At 35.3% G+C, this 22,321-nt stretch carries 8 protein-coding genes; 5 read left to right on the forward strand and 3 right to left on the reverse strand.

The window, feature by feature from the left end:
- Window positions 1–176 precede the first annotated feature (176 nt).
- From QLQ95_RS07330 to QLQ95_RS07340, 3 genes are all read left to right on the forward strand, one after another.
- Window positions 177–1,124, forward strand: coding sequence for a bifunctional riboflavin kinase/FAD synthetase (locus QLQ95_RS07330; RefSeq protein WP_095928487.1), 948 nt, complete (start codon window positions 177–179; stop codon window positions 1,122–1,124).
- 98 nt (window positions 1,125–1,222) lie between these two features.
- Window positions 1,223–1,660 (forward strand): hypothetical protein, encoded by a 438-nt coding sequence (locus tag QLQ95_RS07335; RefSeq protein ID WP_095928488.1) that lies wholly within the window; start codon window positions 1,223–1,225, stop codon window positions 1,658–1,660.
- A gap of 162 nt (window positions 1,661–1,822) precedes the next feature.
- Window positions 1,823–2,689: a cupin-like domain-containing protein gene (locus QLQ95_RS07340; protein ID WP_482503225.1), complete on the forward strand. Its 867-nt coding sequence runs from the start codon at window positions 1,823–1,825 to the stop codon at window positions 2,687–2,689.
- A 46-nt stretch (window positions 2,690–2,735) separates the two neighbouring features.
- Here the strand turns inward: QLQ95_RS07340 and QLQ95_RS07345 are convergent, their stop codons facing one another.
- The 3 genes from QLQ95_RS07345 to QLQ95_RS07355 form a co-directional block, all read right to left on the reverse strand.
- On the reverse strand, window positions 2,736–7,271 hold the full coding sequence (locus tag QLQ95_RS07345; RefSeq protein WP_482503226.1) for a T9SS sorting signal type C domain-containing protein: 4,536 nt from the start codon (window positions 7,269–7,271) through the stop codon (window positions 2,736–2,738).
- Between the two features lie 449 nt (window positions 7,272–7,720).
- On the reverse strand, window positions 7,721–11,551 hold the full coding sequence (locus QLQ95_RS07350) for a T9SS sorting signal type C domain-containing protein (RefSeq protein ID WP_482503228.1): 3,831 nt from the start codon (window positions 11,549–11,551) through the stop codon (window positions 7,721–7,723).
- Between the two features lie 190 nt (window positions 11,552–11,741).
- Window positions 11,742–16,898 (reverse strand): T9SS sorting signal type C domain-containing protein, encoded by a 5,157-nt coding sequence (locus QLQ95_RS07355; protein WP_482503229.1) that lies wholly within the window; start codon window positions 16,896–16,898, stop codon window positions 11,742–11,744.
- A gap of 281 nt (window positions 16,899–17,179) precedes the next feature.
- Between QLQ95_RS07355 and QLQ95_RS07360 the strand changes: the two genes are divergently transcribed.
- Both QLQ95_RS07360 and QLQ95_RS07365 read left to right on the forward strand, forming a co-directional pair.
- On the forward strand, window positions 17,180–17,662 hold the full coding sequence (locus QLQ95_RS07360) for a regulatory protein RecX (protein WP_482503231.1): 483 nt from the start codon (window positions 17,180–17,182) through the stop codon (window positions 17,660–17,662).
- A 405-nt stretch (window positions 17,663–18,067) separates the two neighbouring features.
- Window positions 18,068–22,294, forward strand: a complete 4,227-nt coding sequence (locus QLQ95_RS07365) for an Ig-like domain-containing protein (protein ID WP_482503232.1) — start codon at window positions 18,068–18,070, stop codon at window positions 22,292–22,294.
- Window positions 22,295–22,321: the final 27 nt, after the last annotated feature.

Here is a 22,321-nt window from a genome sequence, read left to right on the forward strand (position 1 = left end):
ATCAAAATTACTTTAATTAATTTGAAATCATATTATCTATCCGACAATTATTGCTTTTTCGTCGACGAGTTGGCATTTTTTTACAAAAAGATAGATTATGCGTTAAAATTCGATTTGGCATAGCATTAAATTTAAAACAGAATAGTATAAATTTGCAGCATCTTAAATAATTTGTTTTGAAGCTCTTTCATTCTATAAACGATTTTCAGTCAACCAAGAAAACTATCTTAACTCTTGGTACCTTTGATGGTGTGCATATTGGTCATAAAAAAATTCTAGAACGAATTACTGAGAATACTGAAAACGGGAAATATGAAAGCCTGGTTCTTACCTTTTTTCCGCATCCGCGAATGGTTCTTCAAGAAAAATCTGAAATTAGATTACTGAATACGATTGGCGAAAAAATAAAACTTTTGAAAGCAACAGGTATTGAAAACTTAGTTGTTCATCCTTTTAACGAAAGTTTTTCAAGACTAACAGCCGAAGAATTTGTTCGCACTATTTTGGTTGAGAAATTTCAGATTCAAAAAATTATTATTGGGCATGATCACCGTTTTGGCCGTAATAGAACTGCCAACATTGATGATTTAATTGCTTTTGGAATTGAATACGGATTTGAAGTAGAACAAATTTCTGCAGAAGAAATCCAAGATGTTTCGGTAAGTTCGACCAAAATTAGAAAGGCTTTAAATGAAGGAAACATGGCTTTGGCCAACGAGTATTTAGGCTATAACTATTTCTTGAACGGAACTATTGTGAAAGGAAAACAATTGGGACGAACAATTGGATTTCCTACAGCTAACATTAACATTGAAGAAGATTACAAACTAATACCAAAAATCGGTGTCTATGTTGTAAAAGCGACCATAAATAACGAAAGTCTTTTTGGTATGATGAATATTGGATTTAATCCAACGGTTAATGGCGAAAAACAAACTATCGAAGTTCACTTGTTTAATTTTGATAAAGACATTTACGATCAAAACATCGAAGTTTCTTTGCTTCATTACATTCGCGATGAGCAGAAATTTAGTTCGGTAGATGCCTTAAAAGCACAGCTTCATCAGGATAAAATGGAATCTTTGGCTTTTATAGATTCTTCTCTAAAAAATCAGACTGTATAGTTTTTAGCGTTTTTAAATCATCGTAGTTATTTTTTTAGTAAATTTGATAGAACACTGTTTTTCAAATATTTACTATTAACTTCTAAAATATAACCACTATGAAATTACCTAAAGAAATTACCAACGGTTTTTTGATTTTCCTCGGAATTGGCATTTATTTTTTATTAATGAATGTATTAGGTTTAGCGCATTTGTTTTATTTGAGAACACTCAACGTTTTCTTTATATTCTGGGGGGTTAACAGGACAATGCAGATGAACCTACAGGAAGGAGAAACCAATTTTCTATCGAATGCTATTTCTGCAATGACCACTTCTGTGGTTGGTGTATCTATGAGTGTATTTGGCTTATTAGTTTATAGTTACGCTCGAGGCGGAGATGCTTACGTAAGAACTTTGTCTGAAACTTTCATGTTTGGAGGAAATCCATCAGTACCAACTTATTGTATTTGTTTATTATTTGAAGGAATCGCTTCTTCTGTAATTGTTACTTTAATGATGATGCTGTATTGGAACAACAAATATGCAGCCGATTAATCTGAAACTGCTGCAAAATTTTTACGGAAATCACTTTTTATAAATGCCTCTTTTGAGCATCGATTAGATTAAAAATTTTAGTCAATAGAGATCTTAATTCTCAATAAATATTTTTAAATTGCTTGTAGCAGAGAGTTATAAGCAATTTTTTTATTTATAAAAATGAAATTAAAACAAATTGAAAGGGTAAAAAAAATCTCAAAAGAAGAGTTTATTTCCCAATATGTAAAAAAACAAATTCCTGTTGTTATCGAAGAATTGACCGAAGACTGGCCAGCTTATAACAAATGGAAATTATCTTATATGAAAGAAATCGCAGGAGATTTGGTCGTTCCTTTATACGACGACAGACCTGTAAATCACGAAGACGGATTCAACGAGGCGCATACCACAATGAAAATGAGCGATTACATCGAGTTATTACAAGAAAAGCCTACCAATTATCGTATTTTTCTTTACAACTTAATGAAACAGGTTCCTTCGTTAAAAAACGACTTTTTATGGCCAGAAATTGGTTTAAAATTAGTCAAGCAAATGCCGATGTTGTTTTTTGGCGGTGAAAATTCGAAAGTGTTTATGCATTATGATATTGACTATTCGAATATTCTTCATTTTCATTTTCACGGAGAAAAACAATGTATGATTTTCCCTCCTAGCCAATCAAAATTTATGTATAAAGTTCCTCATGCATTAATTTCGAGAGAAGATATAGATTTTGACCATCCAGATTATGAAAAATTTCCAGCGCTCAAAAATGCCGAAGGCTATATTACCAATCTAAAACATGGAGAGATGCTTTACATGCCCGAAGGATATTGGCATTATATGAAATATCTAACGCCTGGATTTTCTATGAGTTTGAGATCGTTTCCAAAAAATATTGTCAATTTATCGAAAGCGGCATACAATGTTTTTATTATGCGTCATTTTGATATTATGATGCGAAAAATTCAAGGCCAAAAATGGATTGACTATAAAAACGAAAAAGCGATTACCAATACGCATCAAAATTTACGGCGTACTGCCTAATAAATGTAAAAAGCGGTTGAGAATTTAAACCCAACCGCTTTTTTATTTATCTAAAGACTATTTTTCTTGTCACTGTATTTCCATTATCTAAAGTGATTTTAACCAATAATACTTGAGGACCCGATTGAAAATTTGGTATGAGCCATTCTTTACTTTCAATTTGTTTTTTGCGATATAACAATTTGCCTCCTACATCATAAATAGCGACTTCGTCAAGATTTTCCTGCTCAGGCATAGATTGCAATCTGATGTTTTTATCTTTAACCGAAACAAAAACCCTCTTATCTTGATTTTCAAAATCTTCGTTTCCTAAAGGTTTGCCACCATTTGGATTTGTATAACGCAATACAAATCGGTCTAGAAAAGTTCCTGGCGCAGAGATAAAGGTATATCCTCCAGATTTAAGGTTATGTACCGTGTTTGTTACCTTATCGTGCAAAAATATATCGTTATTGGCCAAATCTCCATCTGTATGATCTATAGCAATTGTAAAAGCACCTTCTTTAATAGTCGATTTATATCCTAACGGAATTGTATCGGTTACCACAAAAGGTACCGCTCGCCCTTGAATAACTAATTTTTTACCGTCATTGATACTATAAAAATCAACATAAGGATTTGCATTCATTGTTACAGCATCGTAATTAAAATCAAATAAGTTTGTTGCTCCCGTTATGTATCCGACAAGCAATTGTTTAAAAGCTCCTTCTGTATTTGTAAAATTTAACCAGACACGATGTTTTTCTACAACCTCTGTTTTCGCAGATTTATAAAACTGACTATTAGAATTAGGAACTCTCATCGAATTTGTAAAAACACCTCTTTGTCCTGTTCTTGCTTTTGCAAAAAACCCTTGCCCAGCAGCAATGTAACCTTTTAATGGCTCTTGATTTCCAGGCGATGGCGCACCAATACCAGTTAAATTGCCAACTGTAGTATCTCCCGATAAATTATAAATGGCATAATCATCGTTTGTATAAGTATAGGTATTACCTCCTGGCACAGTTATTTTTGGAGGTGTATTATGTGTCCAAAAAAATAGCGTTCCATAAAAATTAGCAGCATTATCATGAATAAACTCATCTGCATAAATTGCCGATGGATATGGATTTCCAAAAAAACAAAACTTTTCGGGACCCGCTACAGGACCTTGGATTGTTCCATTATTTGGCACCCCAACAAATTCGCCTGTAAAAACACTTGGCGTTCCCGTCTGAAAAGACTGCGGACCTCTAATGCTATAACCTCTTCCTGGTTCCATTGTCATTGTACCGTACAAATTGGTTGCCCATTTAAAATCGGAAGTCCAATAAAAATACTTATCGAATAGCGTTTCTGAAGAAAATTCATTCATTGTAATATCTGCAACGGGAGAAGACCAATAGGTAAGATCAAATCGTCTTACAGATGTTTTTCTTCTGTAAGTTATATTTCCAGTATTATTGACATCGGCAACCTGAACCAAACTTGAGTTATTTTCAAAAATCAAAACCCCATTACCCAATACACTGACTTCATTTGTCACCGTTAAAGAATTTGTTTCTTCTACAATTAATGATCCATTATTTTCAATCGTTAATCTACTCGCAAAAAAACTACCATTGGTTCCAGAAATAATAGGATCAACACCTACATCTGGAATGTCTATACAGTCAGAAGCAATAGGAACCCCTACTGGCGTCCAATTTGCAGGATCACCCCAATTGGCGCTAACATTTCCATTCCATACTTTAGTAACAAAAGCATTTATTGTAATTGGTGTTACTTCTGATTCGCAACCCGATGTACTATTTCTCACTTGCACATTGTAACCTCCAGAAGACAAACCTGTAAATATTCCCGAAGTATTACTAAAATCTACTCCATCAACACTATACGTATATCCTGTTCCAGATGCAGGCGAAGTGACCATGATAACACCCGTATTATTGATACAGCTTGGCTGTTGAGTTACTGAAGCAGTTGGCGCAGCTGAAATTGCATTTACAGTTAAAGAAACATTTTGAGTAGACGGACAGCCATTTGATGTTGTAATGGTCATTATACCATTGTAAGTACCTGCTGTAGCATTTGCTGGAACATTCACATTTATAATATCTCCTGATCCAGAACTAAAAGGAAATGGTGTAGCTCCTTGATCTGTCAATGCAATCCAGTCGATTTCATAACTAACTGGAGAGCCTGTAGTAGAATTGTAACGTAAAGTAGTAGTCTGCACTGATGAACTTTGACAAACTGGAGTAAAAACCCCTGCAGTACTTATTGTTGGAACGGCATTAATCGTTAAAGAAACGGCTTGAGTTGCCAAACATCCATTTGACGTAAAAATTGTCATTACTCCACTGTAATTTCCGGCTGCTGTATTTGCTGGAACAATAATATTATTGATATTTCCTCCTCCCGAATCGAAAGAAAAAGCAGTAGTTACTTGATCATTCAATAATGCCCAGTCTATAGAATAGCTAACTGAAGAACCCGTTACAGCAGAATATGGTAGAGAAGCTATCTGCTCTAGTGCATTTTGACAAATTGGAATTAAATTTCCGGATGTTGTAATTGTTGGAACTGAATTAACTGTTATCGTAAAATTATTTGCCAAAGACGTACATCCAGATCCAACTGCATTTTTAACAGTCAATGTACCAGCATATGTGCCTGCGGCGGTATTTGCAGGTATCGGAATATTAATTGAACCTGCTGGCAATGTAGCATTTGTAACTGGTGCGAAAGTATTCGTCGGACTGGCATTCCACGTAATGCTGTAAGTCGTTGGTGCATTTGTAACAGCACTATAAGGCAAAGTAGTGCTTTGTGCACTTGTACTTGCACATACCGCGGTAGTAGCTCCTAGTGTTATTGTCGGCAATGGATTTACGGTAACGGTAAAATTGTTTGCTGATGATACGCATCCATTTGCATTTCTAACCGTTAAGGTTCCTGTGTATGTTCCCCCCGCCGTATTTGCAGGTATCGGGATATTGATTGAATTTGCTGGCAAGGCCGCATTTGTAACTGCTGCGAAGGTATTTGTCGGACTTGCATTCCACGTAATGCTGTAGGTCGTTGGTGCATTTGTGACAGCAGTATAAGATAACGTTGTGCTCTGTGCGCTCGAACTTGTGCATACCGCGGTAGTGGCTCCTAAAGTTATTGTGGGTAACGGGTTTACAGTTATAGTAAAATTTGTTGGAGCGGCAGACACGCACCCAGCCGCATTGCGAACCGTTAGCGATCCTGTATATGTCCCACCAGCAGTTCCAGCAGGAACCGCAATACTTATTGAATTTGCTGGTAAAACTGCATTTGTAACAGGGGCGAAGCTATTTGCAGGACTTGCATTCCATGTTATACTGTAATTTGTTGGCGCACTCGTAACTGCCGAATAAGGCAATGTTACATTTTGCAGACTAGCGCTCGCACATACGGCTGTAGTTGCCCCTAAAGTTATTGTTGGCTGAGCACTAACTACGATATCCACAGCATTATTCAGACTAATAGGAGAAATACAATCTACTGAAGTTAAAGAAGTAACTCTAATAGTACTATTCCCTGGAGTAGTCAATCCCCTTGCGGTAAAACTTCCAGATCCGGCAGCCCCAACTACCATTGTTTCTGTTAGTCCTGCCGCATTGGGTAGACTTCTATTGTACGTTACTGTGTATGTACCAGCCGGCAGACTAGCCGCTGACCCCGTTAATTGTACTTGTGTGGTTGTTCCTGTACAAACATTTGGCGCTGATATTCCAGTTAAACTATATTGTTTACAAGTATATGTAATGTTAACTTGACCTCTGGCACCACTTCCTCCATTATATAAAGTTGATGGAGTTAATAAATTTAAGGAACTAGCCGCTCCAGAACCCCCTCCTCCAAATTCCTGTCCAGGCTTTCCTGCACCATTTGCTCCCAAAAGACTAGCATAACCAAGTCCTCCTGCTCCTCCTTTTTGTGGTCCTTGATTGGCGGCATTACCACCATTTCCAGAGGAAAGCGCTAAATTTAGTAAACTATTATATCCTATTCCCGAAGCTCCTCCATTTGTCATCGTTATACTTCCTATAGTACCAGTAGTTGCAGGTGTCGCACCAGGCGGAGTATCTCCTGTAGTTGGAAGATTAGCCGTACCTCCTGCACCCCCTGGCGCGAAAAAAACTCCTTGAAAACCGGTTATATAAGATGCTCCCCCACCGGTTCCATTTCCTGTTCCTCCTGCGCCTGGAAGACCAACAATGACATTCAAAGTTGATGCTGTTATTCCTGTAATTTTTCCTAAAGCATATGCACCTCCTCCTCCTCCAGGAGCACCTCTTCCCCATCCGCTACCACCTTGAGCTGCACCTCCAGCTCCTCCTGCACCCCAAGCTTCAACAGTAACTTCAGTAATACCCGCAGGAAGAGGAAAAGAAGGATTACTAGCAGGAACTGAATGTGTAATTTGTGCTTTTGACGTAGTATAGAAGATTGATAAAACTAAAATTAGAAGGATTCTCAATCTCCCACTTGATTTTAATGGTTTCTCAATATAAGTTACTAAAGATAAAAGGCTGAAGAAACTCAGCATAGTAAGTAAATCTTTTCTCATCTTGTGGCATTTTAGTAATTGAAAAATAAATTCAAACTCAAAACATCATTAATTGCAAAATGAAAAAGAGAAATTCTTTAAGGCCATACCAACAAGACTGAGTCTTTATATAGAATTAATGAAGCGCTCCAATTTTACAATCAACTTAAGGCAGATAAAACACCGTTTTTGAAACTGTGCTTTTTGAAGAAAAAAAATCAAATCATTGGCTTATAGAAAAGTATTTAATCGATAAAAAAAGCATTTCATCGACAAAAACCAACTACAAGGTACGATTTTATTTACGCATAAATTCCTAATGTAGTATTAAACCCATAATTTTAACACTAAAAACTCAAAAAACATAAAAAATAAGAAAAAACTGTTAATTTAAAAACAAGACATTGCCTTTCAAGATATTAACCAAAAAAAAAAAAAAAAAGCAATTAGATACGATTTCTATTCGGTCTTTAAAAAATGACTTTTTTTGAAGCCGATTTGCCATTTTCGAAAATGACTTTTACTAATAAAACCTGATGAGAAGAGAACAAGTTTTCGATCGAGACTTTTTGGGTTTCAAGCTGATCTATTCTATACAGTAGATTTCCTAAAACATCAAATATTAGTACCTCTTTCATTAGTTCAGCTAGAGATTCAATATGTATATTGTGATTTTTAACAGACACTAAAATATCCTTCGAGAGGTTATCAGAAATATTGTTTCGTAAAGTTGTATTACAGTAAATTATAGAAAAACGATCATTAAAGGTTCCTGCTTCAGAATCAAACTGATAGGAACTTCCAGAAATATTATGTGTTTTATTTAATTTTTTATCGACTAAAAAAATAGGTCTATCATTAAAAAAATCATCTTTATGATCTATCTCAATTTTTAAATTATCACTAACTGCAGTTTTATAACCTATAGCTATTGAATCGCTTTCTAAAAAAGGCAATTCGCGGCCTTGGATTACTAATTTTTTATTTTCTATTATACTATAAAAATCCAATGGCATTCCTGAACTTAAATATTCTGCATCATAATTCAGATCTAAAGAATTTGAAGCGCCTGATGCGTATCCTACTAAAATCTGTTTGAATTCATTTTCGCTGTTTTTAATGTTTAGCCAAAACCGATGCTTTTGGGTAACAGATTTTGCTTGTGAGTTTGGAACTGGTCGAAAAAAAGAAGTATTTCTATCTCGAACTTTCATACTATTTCTAAATTCTAAAGTGCCTGTTAGATTGCTTTTTACAAAAAAGGCTTGCCCCGACGCAATTATACCATCTGGCGCATCATTACTAACTCCAGAACTTAAAGCTGAGCTTGTGCCAACACCTCCTAATAAATTGTAAACTGCATAATCATCATTAGTATATCGATAGGTATTAGTTCCTGAAATTGTAATTCTAGGCGGAGTGTTATGCGTCCAGAAGTATAATGCACCCTTTGTTTTCGGCTCATTTTCTGTTAAGAAATCATCTGCACTTATGGCGCATGGATATGGATTACCTACCAAATAAAACCGATCTGCGGCAATCAACTCAACTTCTATTTTACCATTGTTTGGAATTCCTTTGAAAACACCTTCAAATATTGCTCGCTCTGTAGTAGAAAAACTTTGCGGAGCTCTAATACTGTAGCCACGACCAGAAGTCATAGTCATGCTTCCGTAAAGGTTTGTTTTCCATCCTAAAGTGGAATCGTGCCAGAAATATTTATCAAAAAGTGTTTCGGATGAAAAATCATGCAATGTCATATCGGCTACTGGTGAAGACCAATAGGTAAGGTCAAATCGAATTACTGGTTTTGTTTTTCTTTTTAAATGAACAATTCCTGTGTTAACTATATCATCATCTTCTTGATATAAACTAGCAGAATCTTCTAAAACAAGTATTCCTTTACCGGTGTAAGCAAACTCAATTCCTAATGTATTTTTTTCAAGTAACGTAACCGTTTTATCTTGTTCAATATTGCATCCGCATATATTAGCTGTTTTCAAGTTTGGAAAACTTTCTTTAAAGTAAACGTCTTTTCCCGCAGAAGGATAACCATTCGACCACGAAACTCCATCCCAAGTTGTGGTATTAACGCAAAGTTTTAAGCGGGCAATTCTATGTTTTGAAATACCCGAAACAGAGTTAAAATTACCACCAATCATCAATCTATAATCTTCATCGAATTTCATTGCAAACAGCGTATTATTTGATGGTGCCACAAAAGAATTATCATACGATCCCGAAGGCAATAAACGAATCAATCGAGAAGAAACAATAGTATTATATGTCCCCGAAAAACTTCCTCCCAACAAAATTCTATCGTCTGGCTGCACTAAAATAGCACGAATATCTCCTTTACTAAAGCCAGCGCCTGATTGGAATGTAGTATCGAGACTTCCATCACTATTTAATCGAAGAATGCGTTTTTCTGAAACCTTATTAAAAGTCAAAAAAGAACCTCCCACAATAATCTTATGATCGGACTGAAGTGCAATTGCATAAACATATTTATCGAAACCCTCTTTTATATTAAAGCTAGCATCAATACTTCCATCTTGATTTAGCCTTACCAAACCTGCAAAAGGCATATCGTTGAAGGTTTTAAAATGACCTCCAACCAGTATCTTTCCATCTTCTTGCACGACTAGACTTTCTATTACACTGTCTGCACCTAAACCAATATTAAAAGTTGGATCTTTTATTCCGTCTGGAAGAATTCGGACAATTCTATTAGCACTAACAGTATTGTATTTAGTAAATGATCCTGCCACAATTATTTTTTGATCGGACTGAATTGCCATGGTATACACTTGCGCATTAAATCCGTCGCCAGTGTTAAATGAATTATCAATTTCCCCATTGGCTAATATTCTAACAATACGATTATGAGTAAGATCATTGTACTTTGTAAAATTCCCTCCTAAAACAATCTTTCCGTCATTTTGAAGTACAGTAGTTTTGATTAGATTATTACTTCCAGAATTTGTGGTATTAAAAGTGGGGTCAATTGCTCCGTTTTCTAATAAGCAGACCATTTTGGGAGCAGCAAGCCCGTTAAAAGTTTTAAAATTTCCGCCAACTATTATCTTTCTACTTGGAAGGGGTAGAATACTAAAAACAGAATTATCAAATCCTACTCCAGAAGCCAAATAGGAAATATCGTGTTCTCCTTCACTATTAATTTTTGCTAACCTTCCTTGATTTTGGCCGTTAAAAACAGCGAAAGAACCTCCGACAAACCAAGAATCTTCTTCATCAAATTCTAAAGCCAGAACTGAGGCAGAGGCAGGTCCTGCACCGATATCAAAATTAGGTTTTACGCTACCATCAGATTGTAGAAAAATTAATCTTATCACTTCGGTTTTATTATAATATCCGGTAAAAGAACCGCCTAGCATAATATCGCCATTCTTATTAATTCTGATTGTCTGAACTCCCTCTTTGCTGAAACCTGAACCAGTTGAGAAGCTTTCATCTTTAGTTCCGTCTTCATTTAAGCGAATAATTCTATTCGCTTCAACATTATCAAAAAAAGTAAAATTACCTCCTAAAATCATTTTACCATCAGACTGTAAGGCAATGGCATTAACATCATCATTGAATCCAGCGCCAGTATTAAAACTGGAATCAAAGGTCCCATTAGAGTTTAAACGAATTATTCTGTTGGCAGAAATGCCATTAAAAGTGGTAAAATTACCTGTAAGGATGATTCTCTGGTCTGATAAAACTTTTACTTGTGTAACATTTAATGAGGATCCAGAACCGGTAAGAAACGTAGAATCGATTGTTCCGTTTGGCAATAAACGTACTACTCTGTTTACTGTACTATTATTATATTTTGTAAAGCTGCCAACTATAATTATTTTACCATCTGCCTGTAAAGCAATATCATATACAATTCCTGTAGCTGCTCCAATTGTGGTATCAAAAGTAGCATCATAAGAACCGTCTTCATTTAAACGAATTAATCTTCCCGCTTTTATTCCGTTATAACTTGTAAAATTTCCTCCCACAATAATTTTTCCATCGGCTTGTAGACAAGAGACATAAATTTTACCATTAAAACCTGTACCTGTATTGAAACTTTCATCTATAGATCCGTTTGGATTTAATCGAGTCAGGTACGAGACGACTGTGCCGTTTAAACTCAAATAATCTCCCCCTACCAGCAAAGCACCTTCTTTTTGAAGGAGAAGCGTTCGAACAGTATTATTAAATCCATCTCCATTTTGGCCATTATCTAGAACGTTAAATGAACTGTCAACTTTACCTTGCTGCGAGAAAAGTGTTTGAGCTGACATCAAAATTAGCATTAACGAATAAAATATATTTTTAATCAAAACGGCGCAATTAAAGTTTAAAATTGTAAGAATTAAACTAAATTATAAAGTCATAATTAAAAACACAATACCAAGATTTAGGGATTTTTCTAAATAAAAAATGCCCATTCTTTTATTAAAGAATGGGCATTTGAAGAAATATTATTTTTTATTACAAATTAGAAAAAATCACTTTTTTAGTAATAGTAGAACCATTTTCTAAAGTTACTTTAACTAATAAAACCTGATCACTAGACTGTAAATTTGTAATCTGCAATTCTGATGAATTCACTTTGTTTTTGCTGTATATTAACTGAGCGCCAAGGTTGAAAATAGTAACATCTTTGATGGTTTCTTTAGAACAAGTAATAGTAACTATTTTGTTTTTTACAGAAATTAAGACACTGTTTTCAAGATTTTCTAGATCATCTGTACCTAATGTTTTACCTGTATAGCGAAGGACAAAACGATCGGTAAAAGTTCCAACTAATGTACTAAATGTATAGTTTTCATTTCGCAAATTAATTGTCTTTCCAGTAGTTTTATCTTCTAGGTAAACTTCTTGTTTACCAAAGAATCCATCCCCATGATCTATTCCGATCGTAAAATCGCCTGCAACAGTAGTTTTATATCCTAACGGAACTAAGTCGGTATTTTCAAAAGGCAGAGCACGTCCTTGAATAGTTAATTTCTTTGTTTCGTTTAAACTATAAAAATCAAGATAAGAGTTACCTGCAATTGTAGGAGCGTCATAATTAAAATCTACGTTATTAGTAGCGCCCTCAATATAACCAACCAATATTTGTTTAAAAGCACCTTCGTTATTTACCATATTTAACCAAATACGGTTTCTTTCAATGCTTTTACTTTTACTAGCTACTTTAAAGAAGCTACCATTAACTGATGAACCTCTACGCATATCATTGTTAAAATGTATTTCAGTCGTTTTTGGTCTAGCAAAAAATCCCTGACCCGCAGCTATAAATCCGTCAAATGATTTTGTTCCACTAACAACAGTACCTCCTGAAGCAGTATAAACTACATAATCATTACTTGTATAACGATAGGTATTCTCCCCTGGTGCTTTAGTTGGAGGAGCAACGTGAGTCCAGAAATAAAGTGCACCTAATTGATCAGCATTAGCATCCCACAATGCATCTACATCGATCGCAGATGGATAAGGATTTCCTAATAAAAACCATTTATCTGGAACCACTGATGGTACCGTTATATCACCATTGTTTGGTCTTCCTTTAAATTCTCCAGTAAAGTTAGCAGCGGTTTGACTGTCAAAAGACTGTGGTCCTCTAATGCTATATCCTTTTCCAGGTTCCATTTCCGCCATTCCGTACATATTAGTTGCCCAGCCTCCAGTAGGGCTGTAAGTGAAGAACTTATCGAAAAGAGTTTCCGATGACAAATCCTTCATTTTAAAAGTATCTGGTTCTCCAGTAACTGGACTTGACCAGTAAGTCAAATCGAAACGGTTTATTTTAGTTGTTCTTTTATAAACAATATCACCATCATTTTTCACATTAGTAGTCTGTAATAGACTTGAACCACTTTCAAACACTAATTTACCGTTACTTGTCACTTTATTTGTGATTGTCAGAGTTACTCCATTCGGAATAATTACATCTGATGTCGCGGTAATAGTTAAAGAACATGCCTGTATATTTGGTTTGGCAATTGTAAAAGGCTGGTTTGGCACAACTGAAGAAATGGTAACACTTTTGCTTCCATCTGGTTCATCATTTGACCATGCAGAGCCATTCCATTCTGTATTAGAGCTTGTATCTGTTATCGTAACAGTTGCAGGACTTGAAGTACAACCTGTCGCATTATTTGTAACAGTAAAACTATATGTGTCTGCTGCTAAATCTTGAATAGGGAGAGTAGATGTCGTACCAGTGTATGGATGAGTTGAAGTAGTCACTCCTGTACGAGTAATTGTCCAGTCTGCTGGCAAACCACTTAGGGTTATACTTCCTAAAGTATTACATGCAGCATCGTTGTTTTTTGTAATTGTTGGAGTTGTAGGTGTTGCATTAACTGACAATGTTACATCACTTGTAAATGCTGAGCTACAATTTGGAGTCGAACTTGTTGTTGTAATCTGAGTTATGCGTAAAGTTTGCCCATTATTCGCATAAGTCAATGCTGGTGTGGTAAAGCTAGCCGTTCCGCCAGCAGTTGCTACAACAGAAGTAATTGGAGTTTGCGCTACACTATTTATCGAATATGAGATTGTTGATGTACTTCCTGCCAATAATCCAGTCAAATTAATTGTTGCCGCAGACCCTGTACACACTGAAAGTGGTTGACTAGCCCCTGTTAATGTTGGTGTAGAATTAACTGCTAATGTCACATTTGTTGAGAATGATAAGCTACAGTTTGGAGTTGAACTTGTTGTTGTTACTCCTGTTATCTGTAAAATCTGTCCATTATTGACTTCTGTCAATACAGGTGTAGTAAAACTAGCCGTTCCTCCAGAGGTTGCTACAAGAGAAGTAATTGGAGTTTGTGCTACACTATTTATCGAATATGAGATTGTTGATGTGCTTCCTGCCAATAATCCAGTCAAATTTATTGTTGCTGCAGATCCTGAACAAACTGAAGCTGATTGAGATGCACCTGTCAATGTTGGTGAAGGATTAACTTTTATCAAAACAACCGCAGAAACATTCGGGCATGTACCACCTGAAGTTACCGTTCTTCTAAACCAAGTATCTCTAGTCACTTGAACTGTTGGAATATAATTCTGAGTATTATTTGTTCCTGGAGCTGCACTAAATCCTGAAGTCGAACTTGTTGTGCTAATCTCCCATAAATAAGCATAAGCTCCGCCTCCTGTAGGTGCACTTCCTGAAATTTGTCCCGGTATTGTACCAGCACAAATTGGCTCTGAATATCTCGCAACAGCTTTGTAAGCTTTAAAAGTACTAACACATGGATCGTCAAAATTCTCGTTATTAGCTACAACATTAATGGTTCCTGTATTTCCTAAAAGACTACTTTCTGTGTAAGACTGACTTTTTACAGCAGAGTGACATACATAATTAATTTGAAATGCCCCACAAGATCCGGTCGGAGAACCATAACTCGCAAAACTTACTGTGTTAAAATAAGTTCCAGCAGGAGCTGTAAAGATGGCTGTTTGATTTTCATCTACAGCCACACAAACCAAATTAGAATTACCATTATTGTATGTTATGATGTTATTGCCTATTCCAACAGTTATGGTTCCAGTTGTGGTTGCTATTGTACAAGAATTACCTGTTGTAGTTATATTATAGTTGAATACGCCTATTGCAGTTGGATTTCCGCTAATTGTCAAAGTATTTCCAGTAACTGAACTTGTTACTCCAGAAGGAAGACCAGTGACAACTGCATCTGTTGCGCCACCACCCAATGTCAATACTATTGGTGTCATTGTACTATTTTGACAAACGCTTCGATTTGCTCCTGCAGAAATAGTGTGTACTGGATTTACTGTATTAGTAATTCCAGCACTAGTGGCTGTACAGCCTGAAGCATTTGTAACATCCACTGTCACGACCTGTCCGTTTGTTAAAGACGAAGTGGTATAAGTTGAATTGGTTCCCGATTGAACTGTTGTTGAGCCTACTTTAAACACATAGCTCGTTCCACCTGATGCCGTAAAAGTAACAGACGTTCCCACACAGAAAATGTTATCTGAATCACTGCTGGTTAACCCTGCTGTAGGACGTGCGTTAACTGAAAGTGTTGTATTACGATTAAATGACTGACTACAATTTGAACTTGTGGTTATTCCCGTTATCTGTAATGTCTGTCCATTATTGGCTACTGTCAATGCAGACGTAGTAAAATTCGCTTCTCCTCCTCCAGTTGCTACAACAGAAGTAGCATTAGGCTGGGCAATACCATTTATTGTATATGAAATAGTAGACGTGCTGTTTGCTACTAAACCTGTTAAATTTATTGTAGCTACAGATCCTGCACAAACTGAAGCAGATTGCGTAACTCCTGTTAAAGTAGGCGTAGCATTTACTGTAAAGGTAGCAGCTGTTCTAGAACAAGACGCTCCTCCAGATGAGGCATAAAAAGTATATGGTCCTGGTGCAGGTGTACTACTTATTCCTGACCCAGTAACTCCAACAGGATTAAATACTGAACTATTCCATATTGGATTTCCTCCCGCAGGCGTGGTATACCAATTTACAGTCGATAAAGTTAATTGACCACTTGATGGAGGAGTAACTGTCCATGTATAATTACCAGAATATGTTCCCGTATTATTTGCCCAAGTTGTAGAAATTAATGTATAAACAGTACCTACAGTCAAATTTGCAACCAATCTTGGCTCTCTATCAGCTTGTACATCATCATCGGCACCGACTATCCATGTTCCAGATCCACAAGATCCTGGAGTAAATGCTCCTGTATAGATATATGCCATCCCATCAAAAGCAGTATCATCAGTCATTTTAAAAGTATATGATCCTGTTTGACTTACAGTAAAATTTACTGCAGTATAATTTCTTTTAACTGATGAATTAAAATCACAAGGACCGCCAATAACCATACCTCCCACAGGCATATTTGCAGTAAGATCTACTGAGGCATCCCAAGATCCAGAAAATGTAGTTGATGTGGTAGTAGCTCCACTTAATGTTGCACTTAAAGCTCCAGACCCACCTTGACATATTTCGGCATTTGTAGTAGTTGGCGCTGGAGGACAAGTATTACCAGTAACAGCAAAATTTCTAATTCTTAGAGAACGACCACTTCCATCGGATTCCCATCCATAAATACGAATTGTTATAGAAGTAGTAATTGCAGGTATAGAAATTGCTGTATTTCTGTTTGTTGGTGTACTACTATTTGAAGAAAATGCATTAGAAATTTGCGTCGAAGTAGCAAAATTATCTGTAGAATAATAAGCTTGTACCTGCCAATTTCCACTGCTTACACTATGCTGAAAATTAATATTTGTAACGTTTAATGTATAACCAGTCGCAGGTGTAACTTTAAACTCATAATACTCAGTTCCTCGCAAGCTAGATGCATCATCTGACCAACTCCCCGTAGTTGCTCCGTTAGTTGTAAAACTAAGACTATTTAAACCTGAGCCAATAGCTATTGGCGATGCACTTACATTTCCAGTAACGACAGCATTTGCATTTCCTGTTAAAGCCCATGTACTAGTAGTCACTTGAGCATTAGCAAAATTTACCCAAAAAAACATTCCAACACAAAGTAATCCTAAACTTGGTTTACACAATCTTTTGAAAAAAGATTTAGAAGAAATGAAAAATAAAAACGAGTAAAGTAATTTTCTCATCATATAACAGTAGGTATTTGTTTGTAAATTTGTTTTTGGTTGCTTAGAAAGCAAAAAAGGCATTTCTTTCAAAAAGAACAATGTTCTTTAGGTAATCAGCTGAACCCTAAAATGTTAAATTCTGGCATTTTAGACCGAAACTTAAAATGTTAAAATTCCGTACAAAAATATTTAAATTAGCCTAATACGCAAGGTTATAATTTATTTCTTTTTATAAAATATTAACAAATTTCAGAATTATTTTATAACTAATTGAGCAAAACTGAATTTAAACGTTAAAACGCATGAAAAACCCGACGAACAGCACTTTCACCATCAAGGAAGCTTTACAAAAGTTAGAGCACTTTTGTGCTTACCAAGAGCGCTGTCATGATGAAGTTGTGGCTAAATTATACAGCCTAAAAATGACTCGTGATGAGATTGATACTGTTGTGGTACAGCTAATTGAAGGGAATTTTTTGAACGAAACTCGCTTTGCTTGCAGTTTCGCAAGAGGCAAACACAGAATTAAACATTGGGGAAAAATCAGAATTACCAATGAATTGAAAGCAAGAAATATTTCTTCAACCAATATTACTTTAGCCCTGAAAGAAATTTCTTCTGAAGAATATTTTGAAACTTTTGAAAATCTTGCAGAAAGATGTTGGAATTCTATTTCCGAAACCAATCTTCTCAAAAAACGCAAAAAATTTTGCGACTATATGCTCCGAAGAGGTTATGAAAGTAATTTAGTTTACGAAAAAGCAAAAGAATTAGAAGAGAACTAAGTTCATTTTCAGCACTACAAAAAAAAGAATATTTGCAACTTTCTTAAAATTCTTAAAATTTCCCTACCCCTTTTGAAAGGCTTAAAAACCATATTCTCTTTAGTTATAAATTATTCCGTTTTTGAAGAATTTATCGCAAATCTGACGTTTTTTAGTCTAAAAACTCAAAAAACAGTCTTTAAAAGCTTCATATTTTACGAATATTCCTATAATATTTTTCATTGTTTTATAAGAATATTTGCCGAACATTAAAATTTTTAATGTAGTTCATCGACTATTTTAACAATTCATCGATTAAATGAGGGTTCCCAAAACCCTATCAAATTGTAGCTCGTAGATGTGTATATCTTTGCGCGGTTCGAAAAGTCTTATGCCAGCATAACAAATTGATAGAAAACATTTAACATGAAAAAAACTTTACTTTTATTCTTTTTATTGCCTTTTTTAACGTTTGCACAAAATGTAGATTTAATTAAATGGAGAGCTGAAACACCAAGCGATCCAAAAAAACCAACTGTTAATCCAGCTGTTAACGCGACTGTTCTACCATTGTCTTACCTATCTTCTTCTAATGACCCGTCAAAAGTAAACGTGGAATACACTAGCGGGTGGGAAGAAGAACCGTTTTTTTTATGCAAAGACTGGCCAAACGGCGAACAAAATGAGGGCGACATCAATCTTGCAAAATACGTAGAATTTAAAGTAACTCCCGATTCTGGCAAAAAATTAGACTTGACTCTTTTTAAAATGACATTTAGAAGTCAAGGTGGTGGCGAGTCAGAGAAATTCACAATATTATATTCCAAAGATTCTGAATTCAAAAAAGACGTAAAAGTATTAGTTCCCGAAAGAGCAAGTGTTAACACTTGGACCTCAATAGACCCTCCTTTTTCAGAAGAAATTAATCCTGTTTTACCAGGACAAGTTGTGTACATACGTTTATATGTTTATAATTCGTACAATAATTTCCATATCAAAACTGGAAATGTTAATACTTCAACAACCATTACAGGGGCTGTTTCTAGCTTTGATCCAAACAAAATTTTAGCAATCAATGATTTTGTTAAAGCTATAAAAAACGTAGAAGTAAATATCTCACCATTAAACAATGATATTAAAAAAGAAAATGTTACTTCGATGGCAATTTCTTCTCCACCACCAGCATCTGCGGGAACGGCAATACTTCATCCAGATAATACTGTTAGCTTCATCCCTGCCAATAATTTTACAGGCACAACATCATTCAAATACACAATAAAAGACGCGGCAAATAATTCATCAGAAGCAACCGTAAAGATAACAGTAGCAGAAGAAACACCAGAACCTTTGGTAATCTGGTATGGGCGAAATGAATCTAACAGACTTGAGGCAACTCCGCTATCACCTTATATAACTTCAGGCAACATTTTATACCCGAACACCTATTTATGGTATGATATAAACGAAGACAAAAAAAATCCATTTTTTCATACTGGCAGCTGGCCGTCTGGTGCAGCAGATAATAGCAAATATTTAGAATTTACAATAAAAGCCGACAACACGTATCGCGTAAACTTAACCACTTTCAACTTCATGTTTAGAAATCAGGGAGGAAGCGGTCAAAAATTTAAAATTAACTATTCTGACGATGCCACGTTTACTACCAATGTAAAAACCTTGTTAGCAGAAACAAGTACTAGTGGAACTTGGAGAAGCATTAGCGCTCCTTTTGCTTCAGATTTAAATTCTCTGACACCTGGAAAAGCCATTTTTATTCGTCTTTATGTTTATAATTCAAACGAAGAATTTCATTTTAGAACAAAAGTAAACATTGCAGGAAACATAAAAGATTCTAATGTATTTATCGCATATAGTGATTTTGCCACTACACCATCTAACAAGAGTATTTCAATTCCAGTTTTAGCTAATGATGTCGTTGGAAATACTCCTGTACAAAATATTACTGTTACTCAGCCAACTTCAGGCGGAACAGTAGTGGTAAATGGCACAACTGACATTACCTTTACTCCAACACCAGGATTTGTAGGCACGTCAAATTTCACTTATAGTATTTTTAATGGAACCATATATTCATCAGCAACAGTAAGTGTTGATGTAACCGCTGCTCCATGTACTCCAACTGGAGATCAAACTGACTTTGGGCCTAATACATGGATTGGATATGTTTATAAAATGGCAAATAATGCTGCTCTGCCTCCAAACATTTCTTATCCAGCTTTACCAAATACTAGTATTGCAACGTACATAGGAATTGTAACTGAAAACAAAAACTTTGATAGAAATATTGGAGGAGGTTCTGTTACTGGACAAACTTCAAATTTTGCTTGCGAAGCTGCTCCTTCTGACCGATTCTTTGTACGATATAAAATGCTTGCTGAGATTACCGAAGCCGGTCTATACAGTTTTGATATTGGAAGCGACGATGGAGTAAGACTTTACATCGATGATGCAGCTGTTCCAATTATAACAAGATGGAATGGTCATGGTTTTACTATGGATTACGCTACACAAAATTTAACTTTAGGCCAACATAAATTTGTTCTAGAGTATTATGAAGATGGTGGTGATTCGAGAGTTTCTTTTTTCACTGGTATACAAAAAGGAAATCCTTCTGAATACGGAGACAGAGTATGGAATGTTTATGGTTATGTTAACAACGATATAACCTTACAAAATGTTAGATATGCTGGTTATTATGTTGACCCTCATTTAAATCCTGATTCAACAAATTATTGGACAAAAGACAAATCGCCTTCATCTGCAACCATTTGGCAAGGCTCTCAAATACCAGACAACAATTTTACTGTTGTTTACAAACGTAAAGGTTTCGATTGTGGATTATATCAATTAAAACATATGAATCATGATGATGCTGTTGAGCTTTATATCGATGATAAATTAATCTTTTCTAGAGATGGGTGGGACAATACCACTTATTTAATTAACGGAGGAGACCTTTACCCTTTAAACAGCGAATCTAGAGTAGAAATACGTTTAAGAGAAGATGGTGGTGATGCTAATCTTGGAATTAATTTTACCAAAACGGATATTATATACAATGGAACTGGCACTATTCCAAATGGTAGCTCTTTAGTGATAAGTGCAAATACAGAACTAAAGTCAGATATTACAGTTTGTTCTTGTACCATAAATCCGAATATCACATTAACAGTTCCAAAAGATGTTACTTTAACTGTTGATGAAAATGTAAACGTTGGTACAGGAGGAAAGCTTTTAATTTTAGACGGAGGATCATTTCTTCAAACTTCTACAAGTAAAAATATGTTTACCGGAAGCGATAAAGCTTTTGAAATTCAAAGAATAACTGAAATTCGTCGTTTTGATTTAACGTATTGGTCATCACCTGTAGACAATCCAGATTTTAAAATGAGTACTTTGTCTCCTGAAACTTTATTTGATAAATTTTTCTATTGGACTTCTGATTTCAAATGGGCAACGGATTTGTACGGGAAAAAGACAATGGAACCTGGAAAAGGATACAGCATTAGAGGACCACAATCTTTTGATACTCAAAATCCTTCTAACTTTACTGGAAAATTCTATGGAAAACCAAACAATGGAAATATTTTGATTCCGATTACGCCTGATAAATACCATTTTGTTGGAAACCCTTACCCATCTGCTATTGATGCTCGAAAATTCATTAGAGATAACGGAGAAGTTGGACCTTTATACTTTTGGACACATATTTCGCCTCCAAAAAAAGAGAATGGCAGCAATACTTACACCTACAGCAGTCCAGATTATGCAGTACTAACATTACTTGGATCAACAAAAGCGACAACTGGAGGAGAAGAGCCTTCAGGATATATTGGAGTAGGACAAGGTTTCTTTATTAAACCAAGAGTTACTTCGGTAACTTTTACTAATGAGCAACGTGTAAAAGCACAAAACACACAATTTTATAAAACGACGGCTAAAGAAACTGAAGTTGAAGTAAATCGTTTGTGGTTAAATTTAAGTAATACCGAAGACGCCTTTAAACAACTTCTAGTGGGTTATGCAGAAGGAGCATCAAACAGTTATGATCATAACTATGATGCAACTACAATGGCAGGTAATTCTTTTATCGATTTTTACACCATAAATGAAGCTAAAAAACTTACTGTTCAAGCAAGAGCTTTACCTTTTGATAATACAGATACTGTTCCACTTGGTTATAAAACAACTGTTAGCAGCGAACTTACAATCTCGATAGATCATGCAGATGGATTTTTTAATAAACAAGCCGTTTATCTTGAAGATAAAACAACAGGGATAATAACAGATCTTCGTGCTTCAAATTATACTTTCCAAACAGCTGCAGGAACTTTTACAGAGCGTTTTGTATTACGCTATACCAATAAAACATTAGGTACAGATGATTTTGAAAATGTAGAAGATGGAGTTTTAGTTTCGATAAAATCAAAAGTAATAAATGCAGTTAGCGGATCTGAAAACATTAAAGAAGTACAGATTTATACTATAGGCGGACAATTGCTTTACAACAAAAGCAAAATCGAAGCAAAACAAATACAGATTACAAATTTACATTCTAGCAATCAAGTTTTACTAGTAAAAGTAATTCTAGAAAATGGTCATGTAGTCACGAAGAAAATCATATTTAATTAAAAAACAAGAAACCCATCGTAATGATGG

Source organism: Flavobacterium sp. B330r, from assembly GCF_056824325.1.

Bases quoted from the DNA above. Each gene is read 5' to 3' on its own strand.
- QLQ95_RS07335 (WP_095928488.1), top strand. From the start codon at position 1,223: ATGAAATTACCTAAAGAAATTACCAACGGTTTTTTGATTTTCCTCGGA.
- QLQ95_RS07340 (WP_482503225.1), top strand. From the start codon at position 1,823: ATGAAATTAAAACAAATTGAAAGGGTAAAAAAAATCTCAAAAGAAGAG.
- QLQ95_RS07345 (WP_482503226.1), bottom strand. From the start codon at position 7,271: ATGAGAAAAGATTTACTTACTATGCTGAGTTTCTTCAGCCTTTTATCT.
- QLQ95_RS07350 (WP_482503228.1), bottom strand. From the start codon at position 11,551: ATGTCAGCTCAAACACTTTTCTCGCAGCAAGGTAAAGTTGACAGTTCA.
- QLQ95_RS07355 (WP_482503229.1), bottom strand. From the start codon at position 16,898: ATGATGAGAAAATTACTTTACTCGTTTTTATTTTTCATTTCTTCTAAA.
- QLQ95_RS07360 (WP_482503231.1), top strand. From the start codon at position 17,180: ATGAAAAACCCGACGAACAGCACTTTCACCATCAAGGAAGCTTTACAA.
- QLQ95_RS07365 (WP_482503232.1), top strand. From the start codon at position 18,068: ATGAAAAAAACTTTACTTTTATTCTTTTTATTGCCTTTTTTAACGTTT.